Origin of the sequence: Desulfovibrio sp. TomC (assembly GCF_000801335.2) — a bacterium.
Taxonomy (GTDB): Bacteria; Desulfobacterota; Desulfovibrionia; order Desulfovibrionales; family Desulfovibrionaceae; genus Solidesulfovibrio.
Window position 1 is genome coordinate 143,406 of sequence record NZ_JSEH01000001.1, and the last position, 23,817, is coordinate 167,222.

At 59.9% G+C, this 23,817-nt stretch carries 25 protein-coding genes; 18 read left to right on the top strand and 7 right to left on the bottom strand.

Going from position 1 to position 23,817, the window contains the following annotated elements; translation table 11 throughout:
• Positions 1-7 precede the first annotated feature (7 nt).
• Positions 8-1,807, bottom strand: a complete 1,800-nt coding sequence (locus NY78_RS00720) for a methyl-accepting chemotaxis protein (protein WP_043630508.1) — start codon at positions 1,805-1,807, stop codon at positions 8-10.
• Positions 1,808-2,091: 284 nt separating this feature from the next.
• Positions 2,092-2,673 (bottom strand): DedA family protein, encoded by a 582-nt coding sequence (locus NY78_RS00725; protein ID WP_043630510.1) that lies wholly within the window; start codon positions 2,671-2,673, stop codon positions 2,092-2,094.
• Between the two features lie 191 nt (positions 2,674-2,864).
• Between NY78_RS00725 and NY78_RS00730 the strand changes: the two genes are divergently transcribed.
• The 17 genes from NY78_RS00730 (at position 2,865) to NY78_RS00805 (ending at position 18,689) form a co-directional block, all read left to right on the top strand.
• The gene (locus NY78_RS00730) at positions 2,865-4,022 is read left to right on the top strand and encodes a two-component system sensor histidine kinase NtrB (protein WP_043630512.1); all 1,158 of its coding nucleotides are present in this window, start codon (positions 2,865-2,867) and stop codon (positions 4,020-4,022) included.
• A 142-nt stretch (positions 4,023-4,164) separates the two neighbouring features.
• Complete coding sequence (locus tag NY78_RS00735; RefSeq protein ID WP_043630514.1) at positions 4,165-4,638, top strand: chemotaxis protein CheD; 474 nt, start codon at positions 4,165-4,167, stop codon at positions 4,636-4,638.
• On the top strand, positions 4,635-5,489 hold the full coding sequence (locus NY78_RS00740) for an HDOD domain-containing protein (RefSeq protein WP_043630515.1): 855 nt from the start codon (positions 4,635-4,637) through the stop codon (positions 5,487-5,489). Before NY78_RS00735 ends, NY78_RS00740 begins: the two co-directional genes overlap by 4 nt.
• Positions 5,490-5,499: 10 nt before the next feature.
• Entirely contained in the window at positions 5,500-6,297 is a 798-nt protein-coding gene (locus NY78_RS00745) for a tRNA lysidine(34) synthetase (RefSeq protein ID WP_047959961.1), read from the top strand.
• Entirely contained in the window at positions 6,290-7,183 is an 894-nt protein-coding gene (locus NY78_RS00750; protein WP_043630516.1) for a M23 family metallopeptidase, read from the top strand. The genes NY78_RS00745 and NY78_RS00750 overlap by 8 nt, the downstream gene beginning before the upstream one ends.
• Before the next feature lie 27 nt (positions 7,184-7,210).
• Complete coding sequence (gene fliR / locus NY78_RS00755) at positions 7,211-8,002, top strand: flagellar biosynthetic protein FliR (RefSeq protein WP_231583664.1); 792 nt, start codon at positions 7,211-7,213, stop codon at positions 8,000-8,002.
• A gap of 145 nt (positions 8,003-8,147) precedes the next feature.
• Entirely contained in the window at positions 8,148-9,221 is a 1,074-nt protein-coding gene (gene flhB, locus NY78_RS00760; protein ID WP_043630518.1) for a flagellar type III secretion system protein FlhB, read from the top strand.
• 33 nt (positions 9,222-9,254) lie between these two features.
• Positions 9,255-11,360, top strand: coding sequence for a flagellar biosynthesis protein FlhA (gene flhA / locus NY78_RS00765; RefSeq protein WP_043630519.1), 2,106 nt, complete (start codon positions 9,255-9,257; stop codon positions 11,358-11,360).
• Positions 11,350-11,721: a hypothetical protein gene (locus NY78_RS25365; protein ID WP_231583665.1), complete on the top strand. Its 372-nt coding sequence runs from the start codon at positions 11,350-11,352 to the stop codon at positions 11,719-11,721. The genes flhA and NY78_RS25365 overlap by 11 nt, the downstream gene beginning before the upstream one ends.
• Positions 11,703-12,509, top strand: coding sequence for a flagellar biosynthesis protein FlhF (locus tag NY78_RS00770; protein ID WP_231583667.1), 807 nt, complete (start codon positions 11,703-11,705; stop codon positions 12,507-12,509). Before NY78_RS25365 ends, NY78_RS00770 begins: the two co-directional genes overlap by 19 nt.
• 9 nt (positions 12,510-12,518) lie before the next feature.
• Positions 12,519-13,388 carry a MinD/ParA family protein gene (locus NY78_RS00775; protein ID WP_043630520.1) on the top strand — a complete coding sequence of 290 codons (870 nt, stop codon included), beginning with the start codon at positions 12,519-12,521 and terminating at the stop codon, positions 13,386-13,388.
• Positions 13,330-14,124 carry a FliA/WhiG family RNA polymerase sigma factor gene (locus tag NY78_RS00780; RefSeq protein WP_043630521.1) on the top strand — a complete coding sequence of 265 codons (795 nt, stop codon included), beginning with the start codon at positions 13,330-13,332 and terminating at the stop codon, positions 14,122-14,124. The genes NY78_RS00775 and NY78_RS00780 overlap by 59 nt, the downstream gene beginning before the upstream one ends.
• Positions 14,125-14,227: 103 nt before the next feature.
• The gene (locus NY78_RS00785; RefSeq protein ID WP_043630522.1) at positions 14,228-14,611 is read left to right on the top strand and encodes a chemotaxis response regulator CheY; all 384 of its coding nucleotides are present in this window, start codon (positions 14,228-14,230) and stop codon (positions 14,609-14,611) included.
• 156 nt (positions 14,612-14,767) lie between these two features.
• Positions 14,768-15,472, top strand: coding sequence for a flagellar basal body-associated FliL family protein (locus tag NY78_RS00790; RefSeq protein ID WP_043630524.1), 705 nt, complete (start codon positions 14,768-14,770; stop codon positions 15,470-15,472).
• A gap of 1 nt (position 15,473) precedes the next feature.
• A complete protein-coding gene (locus NY78_RS00795) occupies positions 15,474-15,788 on the top strand; it encodes a hypothetical protein (protein ID WP_043630526.1) in 315 nt (104 codons plus the stop codon).
• Between the two features lie 117 nt (positions 15,789-15,905).
• Positions 15,906-16,322: a hypothetical protein gene (locus NY78_RS00800; protein ID WP_043630527.1), complete on the top strand. Its 417-nt coding sequence runs from the start codon at positions 15,906-15,908 to the stop codon at positions 16,320-16,322.
• Positions 16,323-16,739: 417 nt separating this feature from the next.
• A complete protein-coding gene (locus NY78_RS00805; RefSeq protein WP_043630529.1) occupies positions 16,740-18,689 on the top strand; it encodes a tyrosine-protein phosphatase in 1,950 nt (649 codons plus the stop codon).
• Positions 18,690-18,729: 40 nt separating this feature from the next.
• Here the strand turns inward: NY78_RS00805 and NY78_RS00810 are convergent, their stop codons facing one another.
• The 4 genes from NY78_RS00810 to NY78_RS00825 form a co-directional block, all read right to left on the bottom strand.
• Entirely contained in the window at positions 18,730-19,410 is a 681-nt protein-coding gene (locus NY78_RS00810; protein ID WP_043630850.1) for a LolA family protein, read from the bottom strand.
• An 89-nt stretch (positions 19,411-19,499) separates the two neighbouring features.
• A complete protein-coding gene (locus NY78_RS00815; protein ID WP_043630532.1) occupies positions 19,500-21,893 on the bottom strand; it encodes a DNA translocase FtsK in 2,394 nt (797 codons plus the stop codon).
• On the bottom strand, positions 21,880-22,437 hold the full coding sequence (efp, locus tag NY78_RS00820) for an elongation factor P (protein ID WP_043630534.1): 558 nt from the start codon (positions 22,435-22,437) through the stop codon (positions 21,880-21,882). Before efp ends, NY78_RS00815 begins: the two co-directional genes overlap by 14 nt.
• Before the next feature lie 9 nt (positions 22,438-22,446).
• On the bottom strand, positions 22,447-22,920 hold the full coding sequence (locus tag NY78_RS00825; RefSeq protein WP_043630536.1) for a type II 3-dehydroquinate dehydratase: 474 nt from the start codon (positions 22,918-22,920) through the stop codon (positions 22,447-22,449).
• 71 nt (positions 22,921-22,991) lie between these two features.
• Between NY78_RS00825 and yihA the strand changes: the two genes are divergently transcribed.
• Positions 22,992-23,618 (top strand): ribosome biogenesis GTP-binding protein YihA/YsxC, encoded by a 627-nt coding sequence (yihA, locus tag NY78_RS00830; RefSeq protein ID WP_043630538.1) that lies wholly within the window; start codon positions 22,992-22,994, stop codon positions 23,616-23,618.
• Here yihA and NY78_RS00835 read toward each other — a convergent pair.
• The gene (locus NY78_RS00835) at positions 23,590-23,778 is read right to left on the bottom strand and encodes a hypothetical protein (RefSeq protein WP_043630540.1); all 189 of its coding nucleotides are present in this window, start codon (positions 23,776-23,778) and stop codon (positions 23,590-23,592) included. The genes yihA and NY78_RS00835 overlap by 29 nt on opposite strands.
• Positions 23,779-23,817: the final 39 nt, after the last annotated feature.

The window sequence follows — 23,817 nt, forward strand, 5'->3', positions numbered from 1 at the left end:
GCATGGCCTAAAACAACTCGACATTATCGCCGAATTCGGTCGGTTCCTGGGAAAAAGCCTTGGCTTGGGGCTTTGCCGCCAGTTTCGATTGCGACTGGCCAAAGGCCGCCTCATGCACATCCCGCTCCGCTTCCATGGTATAGCGGTCATAGAGTTGGCGCAGCCTGTTGCTTCGTCCCTTGCCGCCGCTTGGCACAAGCTTGCGGGCAGCTGCGATCTGTTCATCCAGGGAGCGGCGGATACCCGAAAAGCTCCGGCCGATCTCCCGGTCAAAATCGATGTTGCGGGACAATTCATCCGCCCGGTCACCCCAGGTACGGCTTGCTCCGCTCAGGGAAGCGAACAATTCCTGGCATTGTTGGGTGGTTGCGCTGGTATCGGTCAGGACGGCATCCAACTCCCCAATGATCCGCCACGCTTCAGATTGATCGTTATACCGGCCGGCATTATCCTGCAACCTCGTTGAAGCGCTGGCAATATCTCCCAGAATGCGGGCAACGGCATCGGTCTGGCGGCGGGCGTCGCCCGACAGCCGCTGGATGGCCAGGGCCAAGACGCCCAAGGCGGCCCCGGCTTCGCCGGTATGGGCGGCCTTGATGCTGGCATTAATCGCAATCAGCTCGATTTCTGTCCCCACTTCCTCAATCGCTTCAATGGCTCCGCCCATTCCGGCGATGGTATCGGCTACGGAGTCCATGATCGTGCCCAGGGCCTCGCCAGCGGCCGCGAAATCGCCAAGCTCGGATTTCACCGTGACCACGCCGGCCTCAAGCCTGGTCAAAGGCGTATCGGCGGTTCCCGCTCCGGTTCTGCCGGCAATGGTTTCGCCTATGCCCCGGATGCGACCGGCCAGAGAGGTCAGGGAGTTGCGCAGGGTGTCGGCAGCATTGGTAAAATGTTCGTCAGCGCTGGCAATCTGGGAAGTTTCCAAAGTGAATACATCGGCCACGAAGGCCAGCAGTTCAAGCACGGTCTTGGCATCGGCCTCGTCGGTGACCTCGAGGTCGAGCATCTCGGCCGTCTCGGCAAGGGCGTGTTCGGCGTGTTCAACCTGTTGGCGGACGATGTCATGGGACTGCATGGAACGCACGGCCTGTCCAATGTCGCGGGCGATCTCCTCGGCAGTGCGGGACAGCCCCAGGGAGATCTCGCTGGAACTGGAAGCCATCTCGCCAAGAGCGACAATATTGGCTGCGAGTTGGCGAACGATGACCTCGTGACACTGTTCCTGGGTCCCAAGGATGGCCAGATTGCGTTGTCTGGCCGATTGGACATGGCCGCGCAGGGTTTCAATGCGACCGGCAATGCCGGCGCAATGTTCGACGATCTGATGAGCCAGTTTTTCCACGTCGTCGGCCAGGGTGGTAAAGCCTCGGCCGTCATTGCCGAGACGGGCGCTCTCGATACGGGTGGCAATTCCGAGTATGCTTAAATATTTTACTATCTTTGAAAAAGCCGAAAGGATGTCGGAGAGTTCGTCAACGATCCGGACCACCCCGTCGATTTCCTCAAGGCTCTGGCGGCCGGAGGCCCTGGCCGTGTCGTCCGTAAGCGCCTCAAGCTCTTGGGAGAGGGCGCTTAGGGTGGTGTGCATGGCTTGGCCAGACGTATATGAGACCAGGGACTGGGCGGTGCGGGAGATGTCCTCGCAACTCTGTTGCAAGGCGTAGAGTTCCTCACCCAGAGATAAAAAGTCCTGCTCGTGCGCTTCAATGATCCCGGTCAGGCCATTATTGCTGCCGCCGAGGGTCTTGCGGCATTGCCGCAACAGGTCATGAGCGAAGGCAGATTGGGTCGTCTCGGCCATTGTCCTTACCCCCGCCGTAATTTCTTTGGCAACTTCCGGCCAAGCGTCCGGACAAAGGCGCGCTTAACGGGCACTCCCCGGCCGGGTATCCGAGCCATGGCCAAGGTACATATTTTCCTGGAAAGATCAAAGCGTTCCTGCCTGTGCAAACGCTGCCCATAGGACATCGCGTCGGCAGGCGCTCGTGTTGTGTCTCATGAAAACGTATGCGCGTTATTTTCAATAAACAACGATTTTAGAGTATTGTCCTGTATAATCGCCGTAATGAACTGTGCGGAACGACGCTAGCGAGAGCGGCGCAGGGCCTTGCGCAACCACAATGCCAGGGCCACCAGGCCGGCTAGACCGAGAACGGCCAGTTCGACATGGTGGACGTTTTCGATGAGCTTGGTCAGGACATTTTCCAGCAGGCTGCCGAAACCATAGCCGATAAGGGCAAAAGATACGGCCCAGATGCCGGCGCCGACGGCGTTTAGCAGGAAAAACTTCAAGATGGAGATATCGGCCGTGCCCAACACAAAGGGCGTCAGATTGCGCAGACCGTAGAAAAAACGGAAACTCAAAATAAGCACTTCATGGTACTTCTTGAGCATGACGTGGACCCGATCGGCTCGGCTGCGCCACTTCTCGCTACGGGCCACAAGCCGTCGACCGTAATGGCGTCCGATGAAAAACGCTGTCTGATCCCCGGCCAGACTGCCGCAAAAGGCCACCAGGATGACCAGCCGGACATCGAGATTGAAGGCCGGGGATTGGGCCGCGAATCCGGCCAAAAGCAAAATGGTCTCGCCTTCCAGGAACGTGCCGATAAAAAGCGCCAAATACCCATACTGGGCAATGAGTTCCTTCATGAATTCAATGGACATATACCCTGCCCTCATCCAGGCTCCACAGCGACGGGAGCGTCATTTCGATCCGGCGAGAAGTATGCGGTTCCCTGGCGTCTGTCCACAGGCTTCTTAAAAATCGGTCAGCCTTGCCGCAGTTGCTCCAGCGCGTCTTGAAAAGCACTTGCAACTCTGTCATAAATGAGCATCACCATGCACCGAAGTAGATCATGACCCATTTAAGCGACCTGATCGCTCAAAACGTCGTCGAAAGTCTGCCGGTCGGCCTGCTCATCGTGGACCACACCGGTGCTTTTGCCACAGTCAATTCGGCGGCCGCCGCCATTCTGGGCTACCCTCGGGAACAGTTGCTCGGCCGAGGCTGGGGCGAACTGTTTTTCGAAAACGACGCCAACGCCCGTTTCAACCAGATCGTCATGGACGTGATACAAAACGAGCTTGTCGGTCTATGCCGGGTGGTGCCGTATGCCGCCCCGAACGGCGGGGTCTTGGAATTGTCCATCACCAGTTCCTACCTGTCCGGCGACAGCAATTCCGCCGGGGTGGTGGTCATCTTGCACGATATCACCGAACTGTCTCGGATGCAGCGCCGAGAGACAGAGATTTTAAAGGAAGTCAATAGGATACAGGGTGAGAAGATCCGGGGATTAAACAAGCTCGCCGCCTCGGTGGCCCATCAGATCCGCAATCCTATCTTTGCCATCGGCGGCTTCGCCACTCGTCTGTCGCGCGAGATCAAAGACCTGGGCATTGCCTCGCAGTATCCCGGCATCATTCTCGACGAAGCCAGGCGTCTGGAAACCATCGTGCGTACCGTGGCCCGCTTTGCCTCCCTTGGCCCCCTGCACTTGAAACCGACCACCCTGCCGGCTGTGGCTGCCAATGCCCGCAATCGGACGGAAGCCATGACCGCGTCCCTGGGACGCGGCGTCGCCTGGGATCTGGCCGCCATCCCCGAGGTGTCCCTGGTGGCCGACGGCGATCTGCTGGCCGCCGCCCTGACCGAACTGTTCCGCAACAGCATCCAGTTTGCCGTCAAGGACGCCGTGGGTATACGCCTCACGGCCGCCGTGATCGGAGAACGCATGGAAATCGCCGTCACCGACGACGGTCCCGGCATCCCCCCGGCGGACGCCCCGCACATTTTCGATCCATTTTTCTCCTCGCGCGCCGATGGTTGTGGCGTGGGATTGACGTTGGCCCAGGAAATCCTGCTGGAACACAATGGCCAGATCGCCCTGGACCGCGACTATGCTCCCGGATCCCGGTTCACATTGTCCCTCCCCCGGTTTCCCAGCCACCTCATGTCCCGTCTTGAGGACTCGGTCGCCGGACATTCCGCGCCGACGAAGCTTGGAGTCGGATAATGCACCGCTTCAGGTTGCGCGGGTGAGCTTATGGCGCACCTGACGCGCCCTTGTCCTTCGGCGCGTTTCCGGCTACCGTAACACCTCGCTTCTTCCCACAGCAAACCTCTTTTCCCCAAGGACCAACCGCAAGACACAGCTTATGGAGATCGTTGTCAGTATCTCCGACATGAAGGTTACCAACCGCGCCAAGGATGTGCTCGTCACGCATGCCCTCGGTTCGTGCCTGGGCCTTGCCGTCTATGACCCTGTTGCCGGGGTGGCGGGTCTCATCCATTGCTTGTTGCCCCTGGCCAGAGATGCCCAGTTTCCCCTGAAAAATCCCTTCATGTACGTCAACACCGGCGTTCCTCAGATGATGCGCGCCATGTTCGGGCGTGGAGCCACCCGGGAAAACCTCGTGCTCAAAGCTGCGGGGTGCGGTCGGATGATGCATATTTCCAATCAGTTCGACACCGGGGCCAACAATTTTTCGGCGCTTAAAAAATTGTTGCAGGTCAACGAGATGCGCCTTTTGGCCGAGGATGTGGGCGGCACCATTCCGCGGACCATGCGTCTTTACGCGGAGACGGGCCGAGTCGTGATCTCATCGTGCGGGAGGTCGTGGGAATTATGAGCCGACGCGAAGACATCATCCAAAAAGCCGTTGCCATACCGCATATGCCCATGCCGGTGCAAAAGGTGCTGGCCTACATCGGCAATCCCGAAGCCGACCTGCGCCAGCTGGCTAAAATCATTGAATTTGATCCGGGGCTGACCGTCAATGTCCTGCGCATGGCCAACTCTTCGTTTTTCGGAGGTGTCGGCAAGGTGTCCACGGTCAAGGAAGCCCTCATGCGCCTGGGTCTTAACCGGGTGTACCAGCTCGTCATTGCCTCGGGCGTGGCCCCGTTTACCCGTTATGAAATCAAGGGCTACGGTCTTCGCCCGGGCGAACTGCTCGAACATTCCGTGGCCGTGGCCACGGCCTCGGAGACCCTGGCCCGGGAGCTTGCCGTCACCGCCCCGCCCCACACCTTCACGGCCGGACTATTGGTCAACATCGGCAAAACGGTCATGGGGTCGTTTCTCGAAGTGGACGCTGCTCCCATCCTGAGCCTGGCTCATGAACGCCATATCCCGTTTGAACAGGCCGAGGAAATGGTTCTCGGCATCAATCATGCCGAACTGGGGGCCGTGCTCCTGGAACGCTGGGGCATACCAACCCCCATCGTCAATGTGGTCCGCTACCGGCTGCGTCCCGACGATTGCCCTGAACCCGACATGGCTCTGGACCTCGTCCACGTCGGCGACGTCATCGCCAAAATGACCGGCATCGGCATGGGCATCGACGGCATGCAGTACGTCCCGTCAGAGGTCGTGTTCGCCCGTCTGGACATCACCCCGCTCCAGATGGAAAATGTGATGGCTGCCATAATGGAGCAGATCGCCGAGGTCCGCGACATCCTGATGGACAGCACGTTCTAAAGGTGAATTGATGCCTCGATCCTCCCACCCCCTGCGTGCCCGGGACCTTGGCTATGCCCAGCGGGTCTGTGTGGCCAAGGCCGGCAAGCTCATGATGCGCACCGGCCAGCTTTCCCCCCGGGCCAGAGTCGGGCTGGCCGTTTCCGGCGGCGTGGACAGCTTGGTCATGCTGGCCGTCATGGCCATCCGGCGCCGCATTGTGCCCTTTCCCGTGGAGCTTATGCTGCTCCACTTAAATCCCGGATTCGACCCGCACAACCACGCGCCCCTCGTCTCCCTGTGCGCCGGCCTTGGCATCGCTGCCCATATCGAGGTCACGGATTTCGGACCCAGGGCCTTCTCCGAGGAAAATAAGAAGAACTCCGCCTGTTTCTACTGTGCCTGGTTGCGACGCAAACGCCTGTTCGACCTGTGCGCCCAATACGGCCTGACCCACTTGGCCTTTGGCCACAACGCCGACGACCTGTCGGCCACCTTTTTCCTCAACCTCTTCCAGAACGGACGGGTGGACGGTCTGTCCAGCCGGGAATCCTTTTTCAAAGGCCGCCTGACCGTCATCCGCCCCCTGCTCCTCATCGACAAGCCCACCATTATCCGGGCGGCCAAGGCCTGGGAGCTGCCGGTCTTTTCCAACCCCTGCCCCATGGCCGGCAAATCCATGCGGCACGAGGCGGAAACCTGGGTCCGGACCATTTGTGACGGCGGCAAGAAGCGCAACGTCAACCTGCAGCACGCTCTGGGCCGCTGGCAGTTGGACCGGGACGCCCTGCCTGACGTGTCGTTATCCGAAGATCTTCACGATGTTTAAAAACTACCAGATCGTCATCTTTCGGGACCACCACGGGGCCTACCGCAAGCTGCGCTTTCGCGGCTGGTTGTTTGCCCTGATGCTCGTCGCTCTGGCCGCACTCGTGGCCGGCAACGTCTCCCTTGTCAGATATTATTATAATTATAAACGGATGGAGCATGAATTGGCCCAGTGGGAGAACAAGGCCCAGGACCAAAACGCCCAGCTCTTAAGCCTATCCGACAAGATCAAGGGCCTGGAAATCGATCTCGTCCGCATCCGGGGGTTTGACGCCAAGCTGCGCCAGATGGTCAACATCGACCAGGAACCCCGCGAGGTCGCTCCGGGCGGCGAGGACAAGGACTTCGACAAAAAGTACCTGCCGTTATACCGCCAGGAGATGCTCACCCGCAAGCTGCACCAATTTTTGACTGAACTGCGCGACCAGGCCGCCCTGGAGCGGGTGCGCCAGCAGGAGCTTCTCTCCATGCTCGACGCCACCAAGACGCATCTGGCCGCCTTTCCCAGTACCTGGCCCGTGGCCGGTTGGATCGCTTCCCCTTTCGGGGAACGCACCTCGCCATTTACCGGCAAAAAGGAATTCCACAAGGGTATGGATATCGCGGCTCCAATCGGGGCCCTGGTTGTAGCCCCGGGAGAAGGCGTCGTAACCTTTGCCGGCGAAACCGAGGGCGGCGGCTTTGGTCTGGTCATCGACCACCAAGGCGGTTTGACCACCTCTTACGGCCATCTGCGCGACGTCCTTGTATCCAAGGGCCAGACCGTGACCCGGGGGCAGACGATCGGTCATGTGGGCGACTCCGGCCAGACCAGCGGTCCCCATCTCCACTACGAAACGCGCCTTGGCGGAGTGCCCGTCAACCCAATGCGCTATATCCTGGAGTAGCAGGCCGGCCCCTGGTCCGGCTTTTGCTTGCCCCCAACCATGGACCTGTTCCACATCAATCCGGCAACGGTATTTAGCTTTTTGCTGACGTTTATGCGCATAAGCGTCGTGCTTTTCATGCTGCCCTTTTACGGGGCCAACCTGATTCCCAACGTCGTCAAGGGCGCCCTGTGCTTTATGATCGCCCTGGCCCTTTGGCCCAAGCTCTCCTTTGCCGGCACGGCTCTGCCGGCCAACACCTGGACCATCGCACTGATGTTTCTGGGCGAGGCCATCATCGGTTTGCTGCTCGATATTCTGGTGCGCCTGTTGTTTTCCGCCGCCCAAAGCGCCGGGGCCATTATGGGATTTTCCATGGGCTTTTCGCTCATGAACAGCATCGATCCCATGACCGGTGCGTCGGAATCGGGCTTGGGTCATTTGATGAGTCAGGTCACTACAATGCTTTTTTTATGCTTAAACGGGCATTTGCTCCTCCTTTCCAGCATGGCCCAAAGCTTCGAACTGGTGCCGCCAGGGGGGCTTTTGATCAACGCCGCCCTGGGAGAGCATCTCATCGTCTTTACCAGCCAGATGTTTGTCATGGCGCTTAAAATCGCCGCACCCATCATGGCCTCGATTTTTTTGGTCGATTTGGCCCTGGCTCTCGTTGCCCGGGCAGCGCCCCAAATGAACGTGCTTTTCATCGGGTTTCCTGTGAAAATCACGGTGGGGTTTCTTTTTATGACCATGGTATTTGCGGCCTTGGCCATCACCATCGAACAATTTTTGATGGAGCTTGAACCGATGTTCCGTCTCATTCTCAAGGCATCGAGTTAGCGTTGTCTTCCCAACGCTTCTTTTGCATGTAAAAGAAGAGACGGAACATATGCACGGAGTGGTTTTGCAGCCACGCTGACGGAAAGAGTTGAACGCCGCATGAGGCCGGCTAAAACGGTCCCGCCCGGCGCCTGGACGTCACGACATGGCCAGAGATCCAAGTAAAACAGAAACTGCCACCCAAAAACGGCGCGATAAAACCCGTGAAAAGGGATCGGTGCCGCGAAGTCAGGAATTGCCCAAGCTCACCGTGCTCATGGCCGGCCTTTTCACCATCCGCTATACCCTTGGGGACATTTCCCTCCAGATGCGGGACATTTTCCGGACATTTCTGGGCCAACGGCTGAATTTCCAGGGCACCACCGACGACGTGACGGCCCTTTTGTGGTCGCTGTCGGCCAAATTGGCCATCATGCTCCTGCCGCTCCTCCTCGTCATGGCAGTCGTCGCCTATATCACCCAGCGCCTCCAAGTGGGATCGCTTTGGCGTCCAAAGATCTTCGAGCCGGATTTCAGCAATATTATAAATCCGATGCAGGGATTGCAAAAGCTCCTCATCAGTCCCCGCACCTTCATCCAGCTTGGCAAACAGGTGGTCATGGCCGCAGCCATTTCTCTGGCTCCGTATCTCATCTTAAAAGACAAATTCAACGAATTCATGCCGTTATTTTACCAGACCACAGAGAACTTTGCGGTTTTTTTGTTGACCAACGGCTACGACATGGTTCTCTATACTCTGGGACCGCTGTTCGTCATTTCCATCCTGGACGTTTGGTATACACGCTGGGATTACGAAGAGAATATGAAAATGAGTAAGGAGGAAGTCAAAGACGAACACAAGCAGTCTTTTGGCGACCCAGAGATCAAGCAGAAACAGAAACAGAAGATGATGGAAGTCATGAATCGTCGGATGCTCCAGGACGTTCCCAAGGCCGATGTCATCATTACCAACCCGACGCACATTGCCTGCGCGCTGAGCTACAATCCAACGGTATCGCCGGCGCCTATGCTGCTGGCCAAGGGCGGCGACATCATGGCCGAAAGAATCAAGGAAATCGCCCGGGAACACAATGTCCCCATCCGGGAAAACAAGCCTCTGGCACAGGCCTTGTATAAGAACGTGGAGATTGGCCAGGTGATTCCCGAGGACCTCTACCAGGCAGTCGCCTCAATCCTGGCCCAACTCGACAAGTTCCGACGTTTTTCCCGTCCGCGATAAGCCGGCGGGGTTGCCAAAAAGGGTGTCAAAATCATGGCGAAGACAGCCAACGAAGCGATCCAGTTCAACTACGAACGGTTCACCCGCCAGGGCGACATCATGCTGGCCGCCGGCGTGGTGGTCATTCTATTCGTCATGCTGGTCCCGGTGCCTTCGGCCTTTATCGACCTCATGCTCACCTTCTCCATCTCGATTAGCTTGGTAATTCTGGTGACGAGCATGTTCATGGGCTCGCCCCTGGAATTTTCCATCTATCCGACCTTGCTGCTGGTCACCACCCTGCTTCGCCTGTCCATGAACGTGGCCTCCACCCGTTTGATTCTGCTCCACGGCGACGAAGGCCCTTCGGCGGCAGGGCACGTCATCCAGGCCTTTGGCCAGTTCGTGGTCGGCGGCAACTACGTCGTCGGCTGCGTCATCTTTTTGGTGCTTTTTGCCATCAACAAAAAAGTCATCGTCGCCGGCACCACCCGTATCGCCGAAGTGGCCGCCCGCTTCACCCTGGACGCCATGCCGGGCAAGCAGATGGCCATTGAAGCCGACCTCAACGCCGGCCTCATCAACGAACAGCAGGCCACCTCCCGCCGCAACATCATCCGCAAGGAAGCCGACTTTTACGGCGCCATGGACGGCGCCGGCAAGTTTGTCTCCGGAGACGTCACCGCCACCATCATCATTACGGCCATCAACATCTTCGGCGGCTTTTTCATCGGCGTGCTGCAAAAGGGCATGAACTGGAAGGACGCCGCCCAGACCTACACGCTGTTGACCATCGGTGACGGCCTTGTCTCCATCATTCCTTCCATCATCATTTCCACGTCGGCCGGCCTGATCGTGTCCCGGGCCGCAGCCGAAGCCAAGATGGGCGAGGAATTCCTGGCCCAGCTGACCTTCCATCCCAAGGCCCTTCGCCTCGTCTCCGCCATGTTGCTTCTCTTTGCCATCGTTCCCGGCCTGCCCACCATCCCCTTCCTGGTCATGTCGGCCCTGCTCTTCTTCGTGGCCAGACTCTCGGGACAGCAACAGGATATGCTCAAGACCAGCGCCGCCGAGCAGGAGAAAAAGCCTGCCCCGGAACTGGAAACCCCGGAGGAAGTCCAGGCATTGTTGCCCCTGGACGCCCTGGAACTGGAAGTCGGCTACGGACTGATCCCGCTGGTGGACGAGGAGCAAAACGGCAACCTCCTCGCCCGCATCCGCTCCATTCGCCGCCAGTTTGCCCTGGACATGGGCGTGGTCATCCCCTCGCTGCATCTGCGCGACAATCTCCAGCTGCGTCCCGGACAGTACGTGGTCCTTATCAAGGGCAACGAAGTGGCCTCGGCCGAGATCCTCATCGACCACTATCTGGCCATGGACCCGGGCGACGCCAAGCACCGGATCCAGGGCGTGGAAACCCGGGAACCGGCGTTCAATCTGCCCGCCCTGTGGGTGCCGGAGCTGCAAAAAGACGAGGCCATGCTGGCCGGCTACACTGTGGTCGACCCGGCCACGGTCATCGCCACCCATCTGACCGAAGTCTTCAAGCGCCACCTGCACGAGTTCCTCGGCCGCCAGGAAGTGCAGACTCTCCTGGAGCACCTCTCCAAGCGCGCCCCCAAGGCCGTGGAAGAGCTCGTGCCCGGAGCCATGAACCTCGGCGGCGTCCAGAAGGTCCTCCAAAATCTTGTGCGCGAAGGCGTGTCCATCCGCGATCTCTTGACCGTGGCCGAGACCATGGCCGACTACTCAGCCTCGGTCAAAGACCCGGACCAGCTCACAGAATACGTTCGCTCCCGCATGGGCCGCACCATTGTAAAGCCGTATCTGACCGGCGAAGGCGCCCTGCCCATCCTGACGCTCGCCCCCAAGGTCGAAGGAGCCATCCAGGAGAGCGTGCGCCAGACCGACCACGGGGCCTATCTGGCCATGGAACCCGGGCTGGCCCAGCGCATCATCCAGTCCATCCAGAAGGCTATGGACAAAGCCATGCTTGGCGAAGGCCAGCCGGTGCTGCTGACCTCGCCGCTGGTGCGCCCCCATCTGGCCCAGCTGCTGTCCCGGTTCATCCCCAATCTGCCGGTCATTTCCCAGGCCGAGATTCCGGCCGAAATCAAGCTGCAATCTCTTGCCAACATAGGATTGACCAATGCGGGTTAAGACCTTTCGCGGCGAGAACATGGCCGCCGCACTTTCGCAAATTCGCCAGGAACTCGGCAAGGAAGCCGTGATCCTCGGCAGCCAGACCGTACGCGAGGACGGGCGCAGCCTGTGCGAGGTCATGGCCGCCCTGGAGCATCCCGGCCAGCCGCTTCCGCTCCGGCCGGGCGCCGCTACGGCCGGGAGCGCGACCTGCCCGGCCAAACCGGGCAACGGCAATGGGAACGGCCAGTCCGCTCACCAAGCCCCGCGCCCCCCCAGCCGGGCAAAGCCGGGCAGGCTGACTGGAACCGGGAATGGTGTGAGATCAAAGGCCATCTGTTGGCGCTTATGCGCCCGCGCATGGACCTCTCAGCCTTAAGCCCGCGCCAACGCCTGGCCCTGGAATACCTGGAACGCGAGGGCGTCAATGAAGCCTCGGTCCTGGCCATCTACCGCTCCATCGTCGAGCGTTGCGAGGAAGCCGTCATCCCGGCCCTGTCCCGGATCGTCGCCGTCAAACCCCTGACGCCCCAAGCCTGGCCGAACACGGCCCACATGTTTCTTGGCCCAAGCGGCGTGGGCAAGACCACCATCCTGCTGCGCCTGGCCCTGGACGCCAGACGCCGTCTCCCGCAAAACCGGGTGGTGGTGGTCAATGCCGATACCGGACGGGGCAAGGGACGACTCATGCTGCGTCACTATGCCGAACTGTCCGGTCTGACGTATGCAGAAGTCGACAGCCCGGAGGATTTTGGCCGCATCCTGGACAGCGCGGCTGCCGGGGATGCGGTTTTCGTGGACACGCCGAGCCTGGCGCGCGAAGGCGCCCTGGCAGCCTGGTATGGCGAGATGGGGCTGTCCGGCCGGACGGGGCTGGCTGCCCATCTGGTGTTGTCGCCGCTTTTCTCCGATGCCCAGGCCGACCACTATCTGCGCACCGGGCGTTGCGAACATTTGGCGAGCCTCATCTGGACGAAGCTCGACGAAGCCTGTAATTACGGAAGTCTTGTCAACATGGCGCACGCCTCCTCCCTGCCTGTTTCGGCCCTGACCTTCGGCCCGGAACTCACAGGCAGCATGGCGGCGGCCACAGGCAAGGCGGTGTGGAAACTCCTTTTCAAACACCAGCTGCCCGGCGAATACCCGGATGCCGACGCCGCAGCCTAAGGACGACGCATGTCAAGCCGCATATCCGAAACGTCGCGCCCCCCTGCCGGACACGGTCCGGAGCTGCCCATGGTCCTGTCCGTGACCTCGGGCAAAGGGGGCGTCGGCAAGACCAACCTCTCGGTCAACCTCGCCTATTGCCTGTCGCGTATGGGGCGCAAGGTGGTGCTGCTCGACGCCGACCTCGGCTTGGCCAATGTGGACATCATGCTGGGCCTGGCTCCCACCATGAATCTGTTCCATCTCTTTCACGAAGGGGTGGAGCTGCGCCATATTCTGCTGGAAACACCCTTCGGCTTTTCCATCCTGCCGGCCTCGTCGGGCATAAGCGACATGCTGGCCCTGTCCACTGGACAAAAGCTCGATTTGCTGGAGGCCATGGATTACCTTGAGGGTAAGATCAACTATTTGATAGTGGACACGGGCGCGGGAATTAATGATAATGTAATATATTTCAACTTGGCCGCCCGCGAGCGTCTGCTCGTCCTGACGACCGAGCCGACCTCATTGACCGACGCCTACGCCCTGGTCAAGGTCATGCACTTAAACCACGACGTCCACCGGTTTCGGGTCGTGGTGAACATGGCCCAAAGCGCCAAGGCCGCCAAGGCCGTGTTTGAAAAACTCTATGCGGCCTGCGATCACTTTTTGTCGGGGATATCCCTGGATTTCACGGGATACGTGCCAACCGACCCGGCCGTACGAAACGCGGTGATCCGGCAAAAACCGTTTTGCCATCTCACGCCTGATTCTCCGGCAGCCAAGAAAATCGTGGATCTGGCGCATGTGATCGATTCCTGGGAAGTGGATGCCAAGCTCGATGGAAACATCAAATTCTTCTGGAAAAAGCTCCTCTTCCAAGAACAACCCCTGGCTTAAACTCGAGTCCGGGGCAATGTTGTGGAAAGATTTCGATGCGCGCGATCGCCAGGAGATCGTGCGCCATTACTCGCCCAAAATCAAAATTGTGGCCAGCCGGCTCAAGGCCAAACTGCCGCCGTCGGTTGAGTTGGGCGAGCTTTTAAGCGCCGGGGCCATGGGGCTGCTCGAAGCCCTGGGCCGGTTCAAGGCCGAACTCGGCATCAAGTTCGAGACCTATGCCGAGTCGCGGATCAAGGGAGCCATGCTCGACGATCTGCGGCGCATGGACTGGTTTTCCCGGGGACAACGCCAGCGGGTGCGCACCCTGGAGGAGGCCACCCGGCGCATTGAAAACGATTCCGGCGGTCCGCCGAGTCTGGAACAGCTGGCCGAGGCCACGGGCCTGACCGAACGCGAGGTCTCCATGGGGCTTGAGGCCTTGCAAAACCAGCTGTGCCTGAGCCTGGACGCGATCACGGAGAACATCTCCTCCTACCAGCAAAATCCGCTGGACAATGAGCCGTATAAATCAGCGGAATTCAAGGAACTCGTCGACAAGCTAGCCTCCTTGATCGACGATTTGACTCCCAGGGAAAAGCTGGTATTATCGCTCTATTACGGTGAGGAACTCAACATGCGAGAGACCTCTGAAGTTATGGGCATCACCGAAGGTCGCGTCTCGCAGCTGCATTCCCAGGCTCTGGCTCGGTTGCGGCAGAAGTTCAAGAGTCAGTACAATATCGAACAGCACTAAATTCGGACGCATCGCACGCCAAGGCGGCCGCATCCACCGGCAGACGCCGGCCCTGCGGATGCTCTGAGGCGATTTTGAAGCGTAAGACGCAAGGAGACGAGCCATGGCCTACAACAAGGAAATGCGCATTCTGGTCGTTGACGACTTCTCCACCATGCGCAGAATCATCAAGAATATCCTTCGCCAGTTGGGTTTTAACAACATCATTGAGGCTGACGACGGCAGCACTGCTTGGGAAACCCTCAATAAAGACAAGATTGACTTCATCATCTCCGACTGGAACATGCCCAAGATGCCGGGTATTGAACTGCTGCGCAAAGTCCGCTCCAGTGAGGAATTCGCCAATCTGCCCTTCCTCATGGTCACGGCTGAAGCCCAGCAGGAGAACATCATCGAAGCCGTTCAGGCCAAGGTCTCCAACTACATCGTCAAGCCCTTCACCGCTGAAACGCTTGGCCAGAAGATCGACAAAATTTTCGACAAGTAATTCGCCCGCAACGGGCCGGCACTTGGGCGCTAGCGCCCAAGTGCCGGCCCGTTGCGCCAGGTTGTTCCGCTCCACGACGCACCGCAGCCCCCCTGGCGGACGGTCACTTCCCCGGATGTCGCGGCCGATCCGCCACCCTGCCAACGAGGCCCGAGCATGGTTGACGACAGCAGTCTCGATGCCCCGGTCAAGGCCAAGCTTGACGACTCGGAACTCTCCGACGATCTGCCCAAAGCATTACAAAAGGTCGATCTCGATCTCGACGACGCCCCCTTTCTCGAAGACGAACCTGAAGAAGCGCCCCCAGCGCCGGAAACGCATGCCGCAGGTGAAGATCTGGCTGCGATCGATGCGACTGCCAAGCCTTCCGACAAAAAGAAGTTCCTGATCCTGGGGCTGGCCGTGTTGCTGCTCCTTGGCGGGGGCGTTGCGGCCTATTTTCTCTTTTTCAAAAAGCCCGCAGCGCCACCGCCGGTTGTGGAAGCACCGCATGAAGAGCCGGCCCCGCCGCCGGTGATGCCGCCGCCGCCCCCGCCGGAGCCACCTGCGCCCAAGCCGGAAATCGTCTTGACCATGGACCCTTTTCTTATCGAACTGACCGACCCAAAGGGTCGTAGCCGTTTTCTGACCATCCGCTTCGCGGCAGCCACCACCGAGCACAGCGCCGAATTGGAATTTATGCGCAATCGTATTGTCGTGCGCGACGCCGTGTATTACTATCTCAAAAACAAAAGCCTGGAATTTCTGACGGACAAAGGCAATGCGGATATTCTGAAAAAGGACGTCCTCTCGGTTATAAACCAGTTCATCGGGAGCCAACCCTTGGATAACCTGATTATCGAGGATTACCTGGTGAAATAAGATGCCCATCGACCTGACTACCGTGTTCCAGGCCGTGCCCTACGTCCAGAACGTGGCCCACGCCGAGCTGGTCAACCCGCAGGCCCAGTTGATGGCTGCCCAAACCCTGGCCCAACAGGTTTTGGTTGAGCAGAACAAGCAGACCCAGCGCATCGAGCAGCAGGAAGCCCTGGATTCCGTGCACGATGAGGAAAAGAAGAACGCTTCCGGCCGACGCCGCTCCCGGCGCGGCAAGCAAGTCCAGGCCGACACGGAAGAAACGCAAGCCAGCAACTCCACGCCGTATGCCGGGCACATCATCAATATGAAGGTCTGATCCTGTACGCGGCCAATGCCCTTCGCCTCCTGGCCGGCCGATTGGCCGGACGCCTTGATGGGCCTTTTTGCACCGTGCAAACGCCAACCACCAACACCCCGCATCGGACTGCACTGCATGAACGGTTATTCCACGCTTATCATCTTTCTGACCGTCAGCGAACTGGCTTTGTTGCTGCTTGTGGTCCTCTTTTTCTCGCGTCTGCGCCGCTCTGAAGAACTGCTCGGCAAGCTGCAAAAAAACCAGGATTCACTGCTGAAAAAAATCGACTTCAACGCCAAGCTCGAACAGGAGCTGGTAGGCAGCTTCCAACGCCGCCAAACCGAACTGGCCATCCTGGATCAAAAGCTTGAGGAGCGCAGCACCCAATTGGAAAAACTCGTGCGCAAGGCCGAGGAAATCAGCCGCTCGCCCGATTTTCTGCGTCAGATCATCGTAAACGGCACACGCCGGGGCCAATCACCCCAGGCCCTGGCCAAGGCCACCGGGCTGTCGCTGGATGAGGTGCAGTTGATTTTGGCGCAAAAAGGGTAGGAATGCGGACCGTAGGGCTGCATCCGGGCACATAATCTTGAGCCCCGGTGTGGGTTCGATGACAGTGGGCAAGTCCCGTTGGACATCTGAGGCGCAATCCTCTAGTGAAAGGACATCTGCCTTGGCCGCAGGCTGCCGCAGGTTGCAGCCTGTCGTGGTCGCCAAGAGATTCCGCCGGGTCAGGTAACATTCACCTGACTTTTTTTTGTCTAAAAACCGGGTTGGACACCAGTTTTTCCTGCTTACTGTAGGAACGAGAGTATGGTGGGGCATCCCGGAAAAATGGGGCGGGACAACAACAGGCAACCGAACATGGGTGTCCTGCAACGTATTGTTCAGGCAAAGATCCAGAAAGAAATGGTACGCTGCCTATTACAAAAATAATCCTCTCTTTTAGGCCTCGTGGAGAAGCATTCAATGAAAAGCGGATTTTTGAGCGCTGTTGCCGTGTTGCTCTGTTTGTCTTTCTCCACGGCATCGGCCCAGCAAGCAATTTCCACGCCTCTCCTGACAACAGCTGAAAACTTCAGAGACGTTGCCGGCATCTCCGCGAGTTACGGAGGAACCGGTTTCGCCAACCCGACGAGCAACTTCGGCGTGATGCGGACCGGCGTCTTTTATCGGTCCAACGTGCTCAGTCTGAGCAACGCGGATTGGACCACACTTTCGTCCCTTCGCATCGGCCGGGACATCGATTTGCGCACGCCCGACGAGATCAGCGCTGCGCCCGACATCGTGCCGGCCGGAGCCCTGTATACCAATATCAATGTCATTGGCACCTCCAATCTCCCTACCCCCACCCTCACTGCCGGGACCATGGATGCGCTGCTCAGCTATGGGCAAAATAGCTACCGGACGTTTGTGACCGATCCGGTCGAGCGGGAAGGCTTTCGCACGGTCCTACTGACCCTGGCCCATGACTCCGGTCCTGATCTGTTCCACTGTTCCATGGGCAAGGACCGCACCGGCTGGACGGCGGCCCTCCTGGAAAGCATCGCCGGCGTCTCGTCGACAACCATCATGAACGACTATCTGGCCTCGAACGCCTACCTCGCCCCAACCATTGACGCCCAGACAGCGGCCGTGGTCGCGGCGGCCCCGGGCCTGAGCATAACAAGCCTGAATGCGCTGTTTGGCGTGGACTCCAGTTATCTCCAGGCCGCTCTCGATCAGGCCACCACTTCCTACGGCTCCATGTATGGCTATCTGATGCAGGGACTTGGGCTCAGTCTGGAAGACATCTATGTGCTGCGGGGAAAGATGGTCAGCTATACCGTGCTCCCCGGCCAGGCTGCCTTTGGCGGCAATGACGCTTCCGGAGCCGCCTTTCTCAATGCCTTGCAGAATTCTTCCTTGTCCGGACACTACACCGCTTATAATTACTATCTGCAGTCGTCCGTGGACGAAGGCACCCTTGGCGGTGTCCAGCGACAGATCGGCGGCCAGGTGCATGCTGATGCGGCTGCTTCTCTGTTGCGGCAGCCCCGCTGGATTGATGCCGCGAGTGCGCCCTATGCCGACAGCCGGGATCTCGAGGCCGGGCAAACCCGGGTCTGGCTGGCCGGCCTTGGAGGCGGCTTCTGGTCCCAGGGACGCTCAGGCATTTCCCACAGCACCGAGCACAGCGCCGGCTCGCTCATCGGCGTCACCAAGAGACTCAGTGATCGGGCCGGCGCCCACCTTGGCCTCGGCTACACCGGGAGCACCGTGGAAAGCGCCGGGGCCACGGCCACGGTCAACACGGTCATGGCCACTCTTGGCGGACGATACGGATTTTCCACCCTTGATGCCGGTCCGTATGTGCTGGCGCGGGCCGACGGCGGCTGGGTCGACTACCAGAGCAGCCGCCCCCTGGGCGGCAACCTGGGGACCGCCACCGGCCGGGCCAATGGGTCGGTCTTCAGCGGCTTGGCCGGTTTCGGCGACGTCCTCCGCTTTGATCCAGTCACACTCACGCCGCAAATTGGGTTTCGCGTCACGAATGCAAACCTCGGCGGATTTACGGAAAGCGGCAGCGAAGTGGCTCTTGATGTGCATGGCCAGAGCAACACCGCGACCAGCCTCCTGGCCGACCTAAATCTGAGCCTGGACCAGCGCCAGATGGGAACCTGGACCGTGGCGCCGGCCCTCACGCTTGGGTATGAGCGGGTGCTCGGCAATCCCCAGGTCGAAAGCACGGCCACGCGCTACGGGACCGCCGTGAGCCAGAAGTCGGCCTACGACAGCCAGGACCTCATAAAAGCCGGCCTGGGCGTGACGGCCCGCCATGACGCGTTTATCGTTGAGGCCCGGGCCAATGCCATAGCCGGCAATGGCCCGGGATGCACGGGCGTAAGCGGCCAACTTTCCGTGGGCTACCGTTTCTAGAAAGGGAATTCCCCAACGAACGGCCAAGCCGCGTTCCAGGCTACTGCTTGAGCTCACGCCCCTTGATCGGGGCGTTGTCGTGGACTTTGGCGTCCTTGGGCGGGGTGAAGACGAAGAGGTTGTCGGCCAGTTTGGGGTTGGCAACCAAGCCTTTGAGGGTCAGGTCATTGGTGTTGGCGTAGAAATCCTGGATGTAGATGCGGGCGATCATGTCCGTGGACAAATCGATCCAGACCTTGGCCATGACCAGCCCCGGCTCGGGTTCGCGCGGGGCAAGTTGGAGCACGGCCTGTCCCGGTCCGGCCTCGTCGGCCTTGCCGGCCACGACCACAAAATCTTCCGTCAGGTTGGCCTTGCCGGTCAAAAACCGCAGCATTGTCTTGGAATTGATGATCTCATCCACCGAATAGCGATAAGCTTCCTTGTCTTCCTCGAAATAGTCCCACACGGCGTCTTTGCCGACGATGAGCAGTTCCTTTTCCGGCTTGACCGTTTCCCAACGCACCAGCATCGGTTTTTTGAAAACAAACGAGCCGGAGCGCTGCTCGACATCGCCGCTGGCGGCATTTTTTATGGCCTGGGAAAATTCGGCGGAAAAGGCGGCAATCGACGCATACTTTTTCTGGATGCGTCCGGCCAACTCGGCCGGATCAGCGGCCAAGGCCGGAACGGCCAGGGCCAGGGTGAAGAGGGCAATCAAGGCTACAAGACGGTATTTCATGGAATTTCTCGCTTTGCGGCAGGCATTCCCGCCGCGAAAGGGCAATTCGGAGGCAGCGTCCGGCTGCTTGGCCGGACCAAGCCCCCGGCTCATTCTTTGTTTCGGATGACTGAACGCGGCTTGCTGCCTTCCTGGGGACCAAGCAGGCCGTCGCGTTCCATCTGTTCGATGAACCGGGCCGCCCGGTTAAAGCCGATGCGGAAACGGCGCTGGATCAGGGAAATTGAGGCTTTACCCTGCTCCATGACAAAATCCACGGCCTGCGGATAGATGGCGTCAGAGGCGGTGTCGTCCCCGCCCTCGCCGCCCAGGTCGCCGGAACCGCCCTCGCCGCCCTTTTGCCATTCGCTGAAGTCGAGCTTGTAGCTTGGCGCGGCCCGGCTCTTCCAGAATTCCACCACCGCAGCGGTTTCCTCGTCCGAGACAAAGGCCCCGTGCATGCGCACGGTCTTGCCGCCGCTTGGCTTGTAGAGCATATCGCCCCGCCCGAGCAGATATTCCGCGCCGACTGCGTCGAGAATGGTGCGCGAATCGTGCTTGCTCGTCACCTGGAAGGAGATGCGGGTGGGGAAGTTGGCCTTAATAAGGCCCGTGACCACGTCGACGCTTGGCCGCTGGGTGGCCAGGATCAGATGGATGCCGCCGGCCCGGGCCAGCTGGGCCAGCCGCACGATGCTCACTTCCACTTCCTTGGCCGCCGTCATCATGAGATCGGCCAATTCGTCAATGACAATGACCAGATAGGGCAAAGGCTCCAGTTCGGCCAGCTCGGGGTCGCGGTTGTCGCCGAGCTTTTCCAGCTTCTCGTTGTAGCCGGCGATGTTGCGCACGCCTAAAAGAGCCATGGCTTCGTAGCGGCGATCCATCTCGGCCACAGCCCAATCCAGGGCGGATTTGGCCATGGCGGTCTCGGTTACCACCGGATGCACCAGATGGGGCAGGTCGTTGTAGACCGAAAGCTCGATGCGCTTGGGATCGACGAGCAGAAGCTTCACCTGATCCGGCGTGGCCTTGTAGAGAATCGAGAGCAGGATGCCGTTGATGCACACGCTCTTGCCGCTGCCGGTGGCGCCGGCCACGAGCAGGTGGGGCATACGGGCCAGATCGGCCACGTGGGGCCGGCCCTGGATGTCCTTGCCGATGGCCAGGGTCAGGTGGGAGGAGGAAGAGCGAAAGACCTCGGCGTCGAGGATCTCGCGGAAATAGACGGTCTGACGCTTGGCGTTGGGGATTTCGACGCCGACCGTATCCTTGCCCGGGATGGGGTCGATACGAACAGCCAGCGCCTTCATGGACAGGGCCAGATCCACGGACAGGCCGACGATGCGGCTGATCTTCACGCCCGGCGCGGGCTTAACCTCGAACATGGTGACCACCGGCCCAGGCACCACCCGCATGACCTCGCCCTGGATGCCGAAGTCATTTAAGCAGGTGATAAGGCTCTCGGCCTGGCCGCGGCATATTTCCGGATCGGCCGGAAGAAGCTCCGCCGGCGGCGGCACGGAGAGCAGATCAAGCGGCGGCAGGGTCATGTCGCCGGCAGCAGCAGCGGCCCGGCCGGCTTTGATGGCCTGTTTGGCGGTCATGACAGGCTTGGGCGTCGGTCCGGGGACGAGGACCGGCTCGTCGCTCTCCTTGCCCGGGGCAGCCGGCACGGACGTCGTCTTTTGGGGACCGTTCACCTGCTCCACCACGGCGTCAAGGAAGCGATCCACCGCTTCCGACGGCCCGGCGTCGGCCTCGACTGCGGCCGGAGGGGCCTTGGTCGCTGCCGGGTCTTTGGGGACGCGCGGAGCGCGGGCCGGCTTGGGAGTGGCCTCAACGCTGTTCTCTCCCTTCTCCCGGGCCGCAGCCCGGTTCTCGCGCCACGTGCCGACGGCGTCGCCCGCGCGCCAGAATTGTTCGTTTATAATCCCGGCCAGCGGCCGCCAGAAATTGTCCAGCGTCAGACCGAAGGTGAGCTGGAGAGCGGCGATAAAGCCGAAAAGAAGCAGGGAGGCCGCCCCGAAAATGCTCAGGTAACGGTTGAGAAAGGCAAACAGAAAATGTCCGGTCTGGCCGCCGCCGACCACCTGGCCGATGTTGATCAGTTCACCCCACGGAGACCCGAGGAAGACGAGCAGCACCACTGCAAACAGGGCCAGCCCGGCCGTGCGTCGCCCCGGCAAGGCCAGCCGCGGAGCCAGAAAGTGCAAGCCGCGCCAAGCGATGATTCCTGGTACGAGATAGCCCCAGACACCCAGAAATTCCGCTAAAAAACCGCCCCAATAGGCCCCGACAGGTCCGCCCTTATTAGCCACTGCCTGCTTGATCGGGACAACATGATTGAAGCCTGGATCGGCCGCGCTGTAGGTGTACAGGGCAACGCAGGTATAGGCCGCCAGGAACAGCGCCCCCAGCCCGACCAGTTCCCTGGTCAGGCGGAAGCTGCCGTCCCCGACGTTTGGACCATTCCCGGCCGGTTTGGAACTATTCCCGGCCAATGTAGTCGCCCGAGCGGGTATCGACTTTGATCTTGTCGCCGATATTGACAAACAGCGGCACGTTAACGGTGATGCCGGATTCGAGCACGGCCTGCTTGCTGGCGCCGCTGACCGTGTCGCCCTTGACCCCGGGTTCGGTCTCGGTGACTTCGAGCACCACCGAGGCCGGCAGGTCGATATCCAGGGGCTGCCCCTTGTAGAGCAGCATTTTAAGCTCCATGCCGTCCTTGAGATAGCCGCCCTTCTCGCCGATCTGGGCCACGCCGGCGTGCATCTGCTCGTAGCTCTCCATGTCCATGAAGACGAAATCCTCGCTCTCGCGATAGAGATACTGCATCTCTTTGGATTCGAGGTCGGGCTTGACCATCTTTTCGCCCGAGCGGAAGGTGTTCTCCACCACCCGGCCATTGATCATGTTTTTGAGCTTGGTCCGAATGAACGCGCCGCCCTTGCCGGGCTTGACGTGGAGAAAGTCCACGATCTCATAAGGCACACCATCCATTTCGATCTTGAGGCCGCGACGGAAATCAGTCGTGGAAAGCATTGTATCTCCTTAGATGTAATTGGGATTTTCAGTAATTTGCTGCCACAGGGCCAGGACGGCCAGGGCGTAGCTGGTCACGCCAAAACCGGCAATGCAGCCGATACAGTTCTTGCCGATCAGACTTTTGTGGCGCAACGGTTCGTCGGTGCGGGCAAAAATATTGGAGATATGCACCTCGACGCAGGGAATGCCGATCCAGGCCAGACAATCGGCCAGGGCCAGACTGGTGTGGGTGTAGGCCCCGGCATTGAGTACAATGCCGTCCAGACCGTCTTTCCAGGCCTGTTCCAGCCGGTCGATGCACTGTCCCTCGCTGTTGGCCTGATGAAACTCGAGTTCCAGACGCTCGGCCCTGGGACCGAGCAAGTCCTGCACCATTTCGGGCAGGTCTTCAATAGTGCGGCTGCCATATATTTCAGGCTGGCGCACCCCGATGAAACCGAGGTTTGGACCGTTTAAAACGAGCATCCTGACCTTGCGCATGGGGTCTTCCTTTTCCTTTGCCGTCACGACACGGCCTTGACGGATAGCTTCCCGCCGGTCACAACCCCGGCATGGACGACCAAGCACAAAAACAGACGGACCTCGGACTGACCTTGCTGAATACGGCCTATCTGGCCAACCAGCTGCCAACCCTCGACGCGCCCCAGATTGCCTTGGCCGGGCGTTCAAACGTCGGCAAATCGACCCTGGTCAATTGTCTGGCCGGCCGCAAGGCCTTGGCCAAGACCAGCGCCACCCCGGGCAAAACCAGAAGTCTCAATTTCTATATGGCCGAAAGGCACGGCTTTTGCCTGGTGGATCTGCCCGGCTACGGCTATGCCCGCTGCTCCAAGGAGGAGCGCGACAAATGGGCCAAACTCATCGAATCCTACATTAAAACAACGCAGAGCCTGCTGGCCGTGACAGCCCTTATCGATTGCCGGCTGACTCCCCAGCGCCTGGATATGGAACTGGTGGACTGGCTGCGTTCCCGGCGCATCCCGGTGCTCGTCGTCCTGACCAAGGCCGAGAAAGTGGCCCAGCGCGACCGGGAAGCCCGGAAAAAAGAGTGGCGGGAGCTTGCGCAACCCGCCTTCCCGCCCATTGTGTTTTCCGGCAAGACCGGACTTGGCCGGGAGGCGCTGTGCCGGGTCCTGATCGAAACCGCGCTTAGCTCCGAGGCTCCTCGCGCTCTTTGAAAAAACCGGCGAGAAACTCGGTATCCCGGGGGCTTAAATTGAACTGCATGGCAGCCTTGTCGATAAGTTCAGGGAACGGCTTGCCCGTCAGGCCCCGCTGCTCGTCGATCCATTTGACGGCCCGTCTGGTCAGTTCGCCTTGCGGCATGATCGTGGCCATGAAGCCTCCTTGCTCGGCTTCAAGGCATACACGAGGCCG

Coding starts and splice junctions, on each gene's coding strand:
- NY78_RS00745 (WP_047959961.1), top strand. CDS start 5,500: ATGCCTCGATCCTCCCACCCCCTGCGTGCCCGGGACCTTGGCTATGCC.
- flhA (WP_043630519.1), top strand. CDS start 9,255: ATGGCGAAGACAGCCAACGAAGCGATCCAGTTCAACTACGAACGGTTC.
- NY78_RS00835 (WP_043630540.1), bottom strand. CDS start 23,778: ATGGCCACGATCATGCCGCAAGGCGAACTGACCAGACGGGCCGTCAAA.
- NY78_RS00805 (WP_043630529.1), top strand. CDS start 16,740: ATGAAAAGCGGATTTTTGAGCGCTGTTGCCGTGTTGCTCTGTTTGTCT.
- NY78_RS00725 (WP_043630510.1), bottom strand. CDS start 2,673: ATGTCCATTGAATTCATGAAGGAACTCATTGCCCAGTATGGGTATTTG.
- NY78_RS00790 (WP_043630524.1), top strand. CDS start 14,768: ATGGTTGACGACAGCAGTCTCGATGCCCCGGTCAAGGCCAAGCTTGAC.
- NY78_RS00780 (WP_043630521.1), top strand. CDS start 13,330: ATGGAAACATCAAATTCTTCTGGAAAAAGCTCCTCTTCCAAGAACAAC.
- NY78_RS00810 (WP_043630850.1), bottom strand. CDS start 19,410: ATGAAATACCGTCTTGTAGCCTTGATTGCCCTCTTCACCCTGGCCCTG.
- NY78_RS25365 (WP_231583665.1), top strand. CDS start 11,350: ATGCGGGTTAAGACCTTTCGCGGCGAGAACATGGCCGCCGCACTTTCG.
- NY78_RS00775 (WP_043630520.1), top strand. CDS start 12,519: ATGTCAAGCCGCATATCCGAAACGTCGCGCCCCCCTGCCGGACACGGT.
- yihA (WP_043630538.1), top strand. CDS start 22,992: ATGGACGACCAAGCACAAAAACAGACGGACCTCGGACTGACCTTGCTG.
- flhB (WP_043630518.1), top strand. CDS start 8,148: ATGGCCAGAGATCCAAGTAAAACAGAAACTGCCACCCAAAAACGGCGC.
- NY78_RS00740 (WP_043630515.1), top strand. CDS start 4,635: ATGAGCCGACGCGAAGACATCATCCAAAAAGCCGTTGCCATACCGCAT.
- efp (WP_043630534.1), bottom strand. CDS start 22,437: ATGCTTTCCACGACTGATTTCCGTCGCGGCCTCAAGATCGAAATGGAT.
- NY78_RS00730 (WP_043630512.1), top strand. CDS start 2,865: ATGACCCATTTAAGCGACCTGATCGCTCAAAACGTCGTCGAAAGTCTG.
- NY78_RS00735 (WP_043630514.1), top strand. CDS start 4,165: ATGGAGATCGTTGTCAGTATCTCCGACATGAAGGTTACCAACCGCGCC.
- NY78_RS00825 (WP_043630536.1), bottom strand. CDS start 22,920: ATGCGCAAGGTCAGGATGCTCGTTTTAAACGGTCCAAACCTCGGTTTC.
- NY78_RS00770 (WP_231583667.1), top strand. CDS start 11,703: ATGGACCTCTCAGCCTTAAGCCCGCGCCAACGCCTGGCCCTGGAATAC.
- NY78_RS00750 (WP_043630516.1), top strand. CDS start 6,290: ATGTTTAAAAACTACCAGATCGTCATCTTTCGGGACCACCACGGGGCC.
- NY78_RS00795 (WP_043630526.1), top strand. CDS start 15,474: ATGCCCATCGACCTGACTACCGTGTTCCAGGCCGTGCCCTACGTCCAG.
- NY78_RS00785 (WP_043630522.1), top strand. CDS start 14,228: ATGGCCTACAACAAGGAAATGCGCATTCTGGTCGTTGACGACTTCTCC.
- NY78_RS00800 (WP_043630527.1), top strand. CDS start 15,906: ATGAACGGTTATTCCACGCTTATCATCTTTCTGACCGTCAGCGAACTG.
- NY78_RS00720 (WP_043630508.1), bottom strand. CDS start 1,807: ATGGCCGAGACGACCCAATCTGCCTTCGCTCATGACCTGTTGCGGCAA.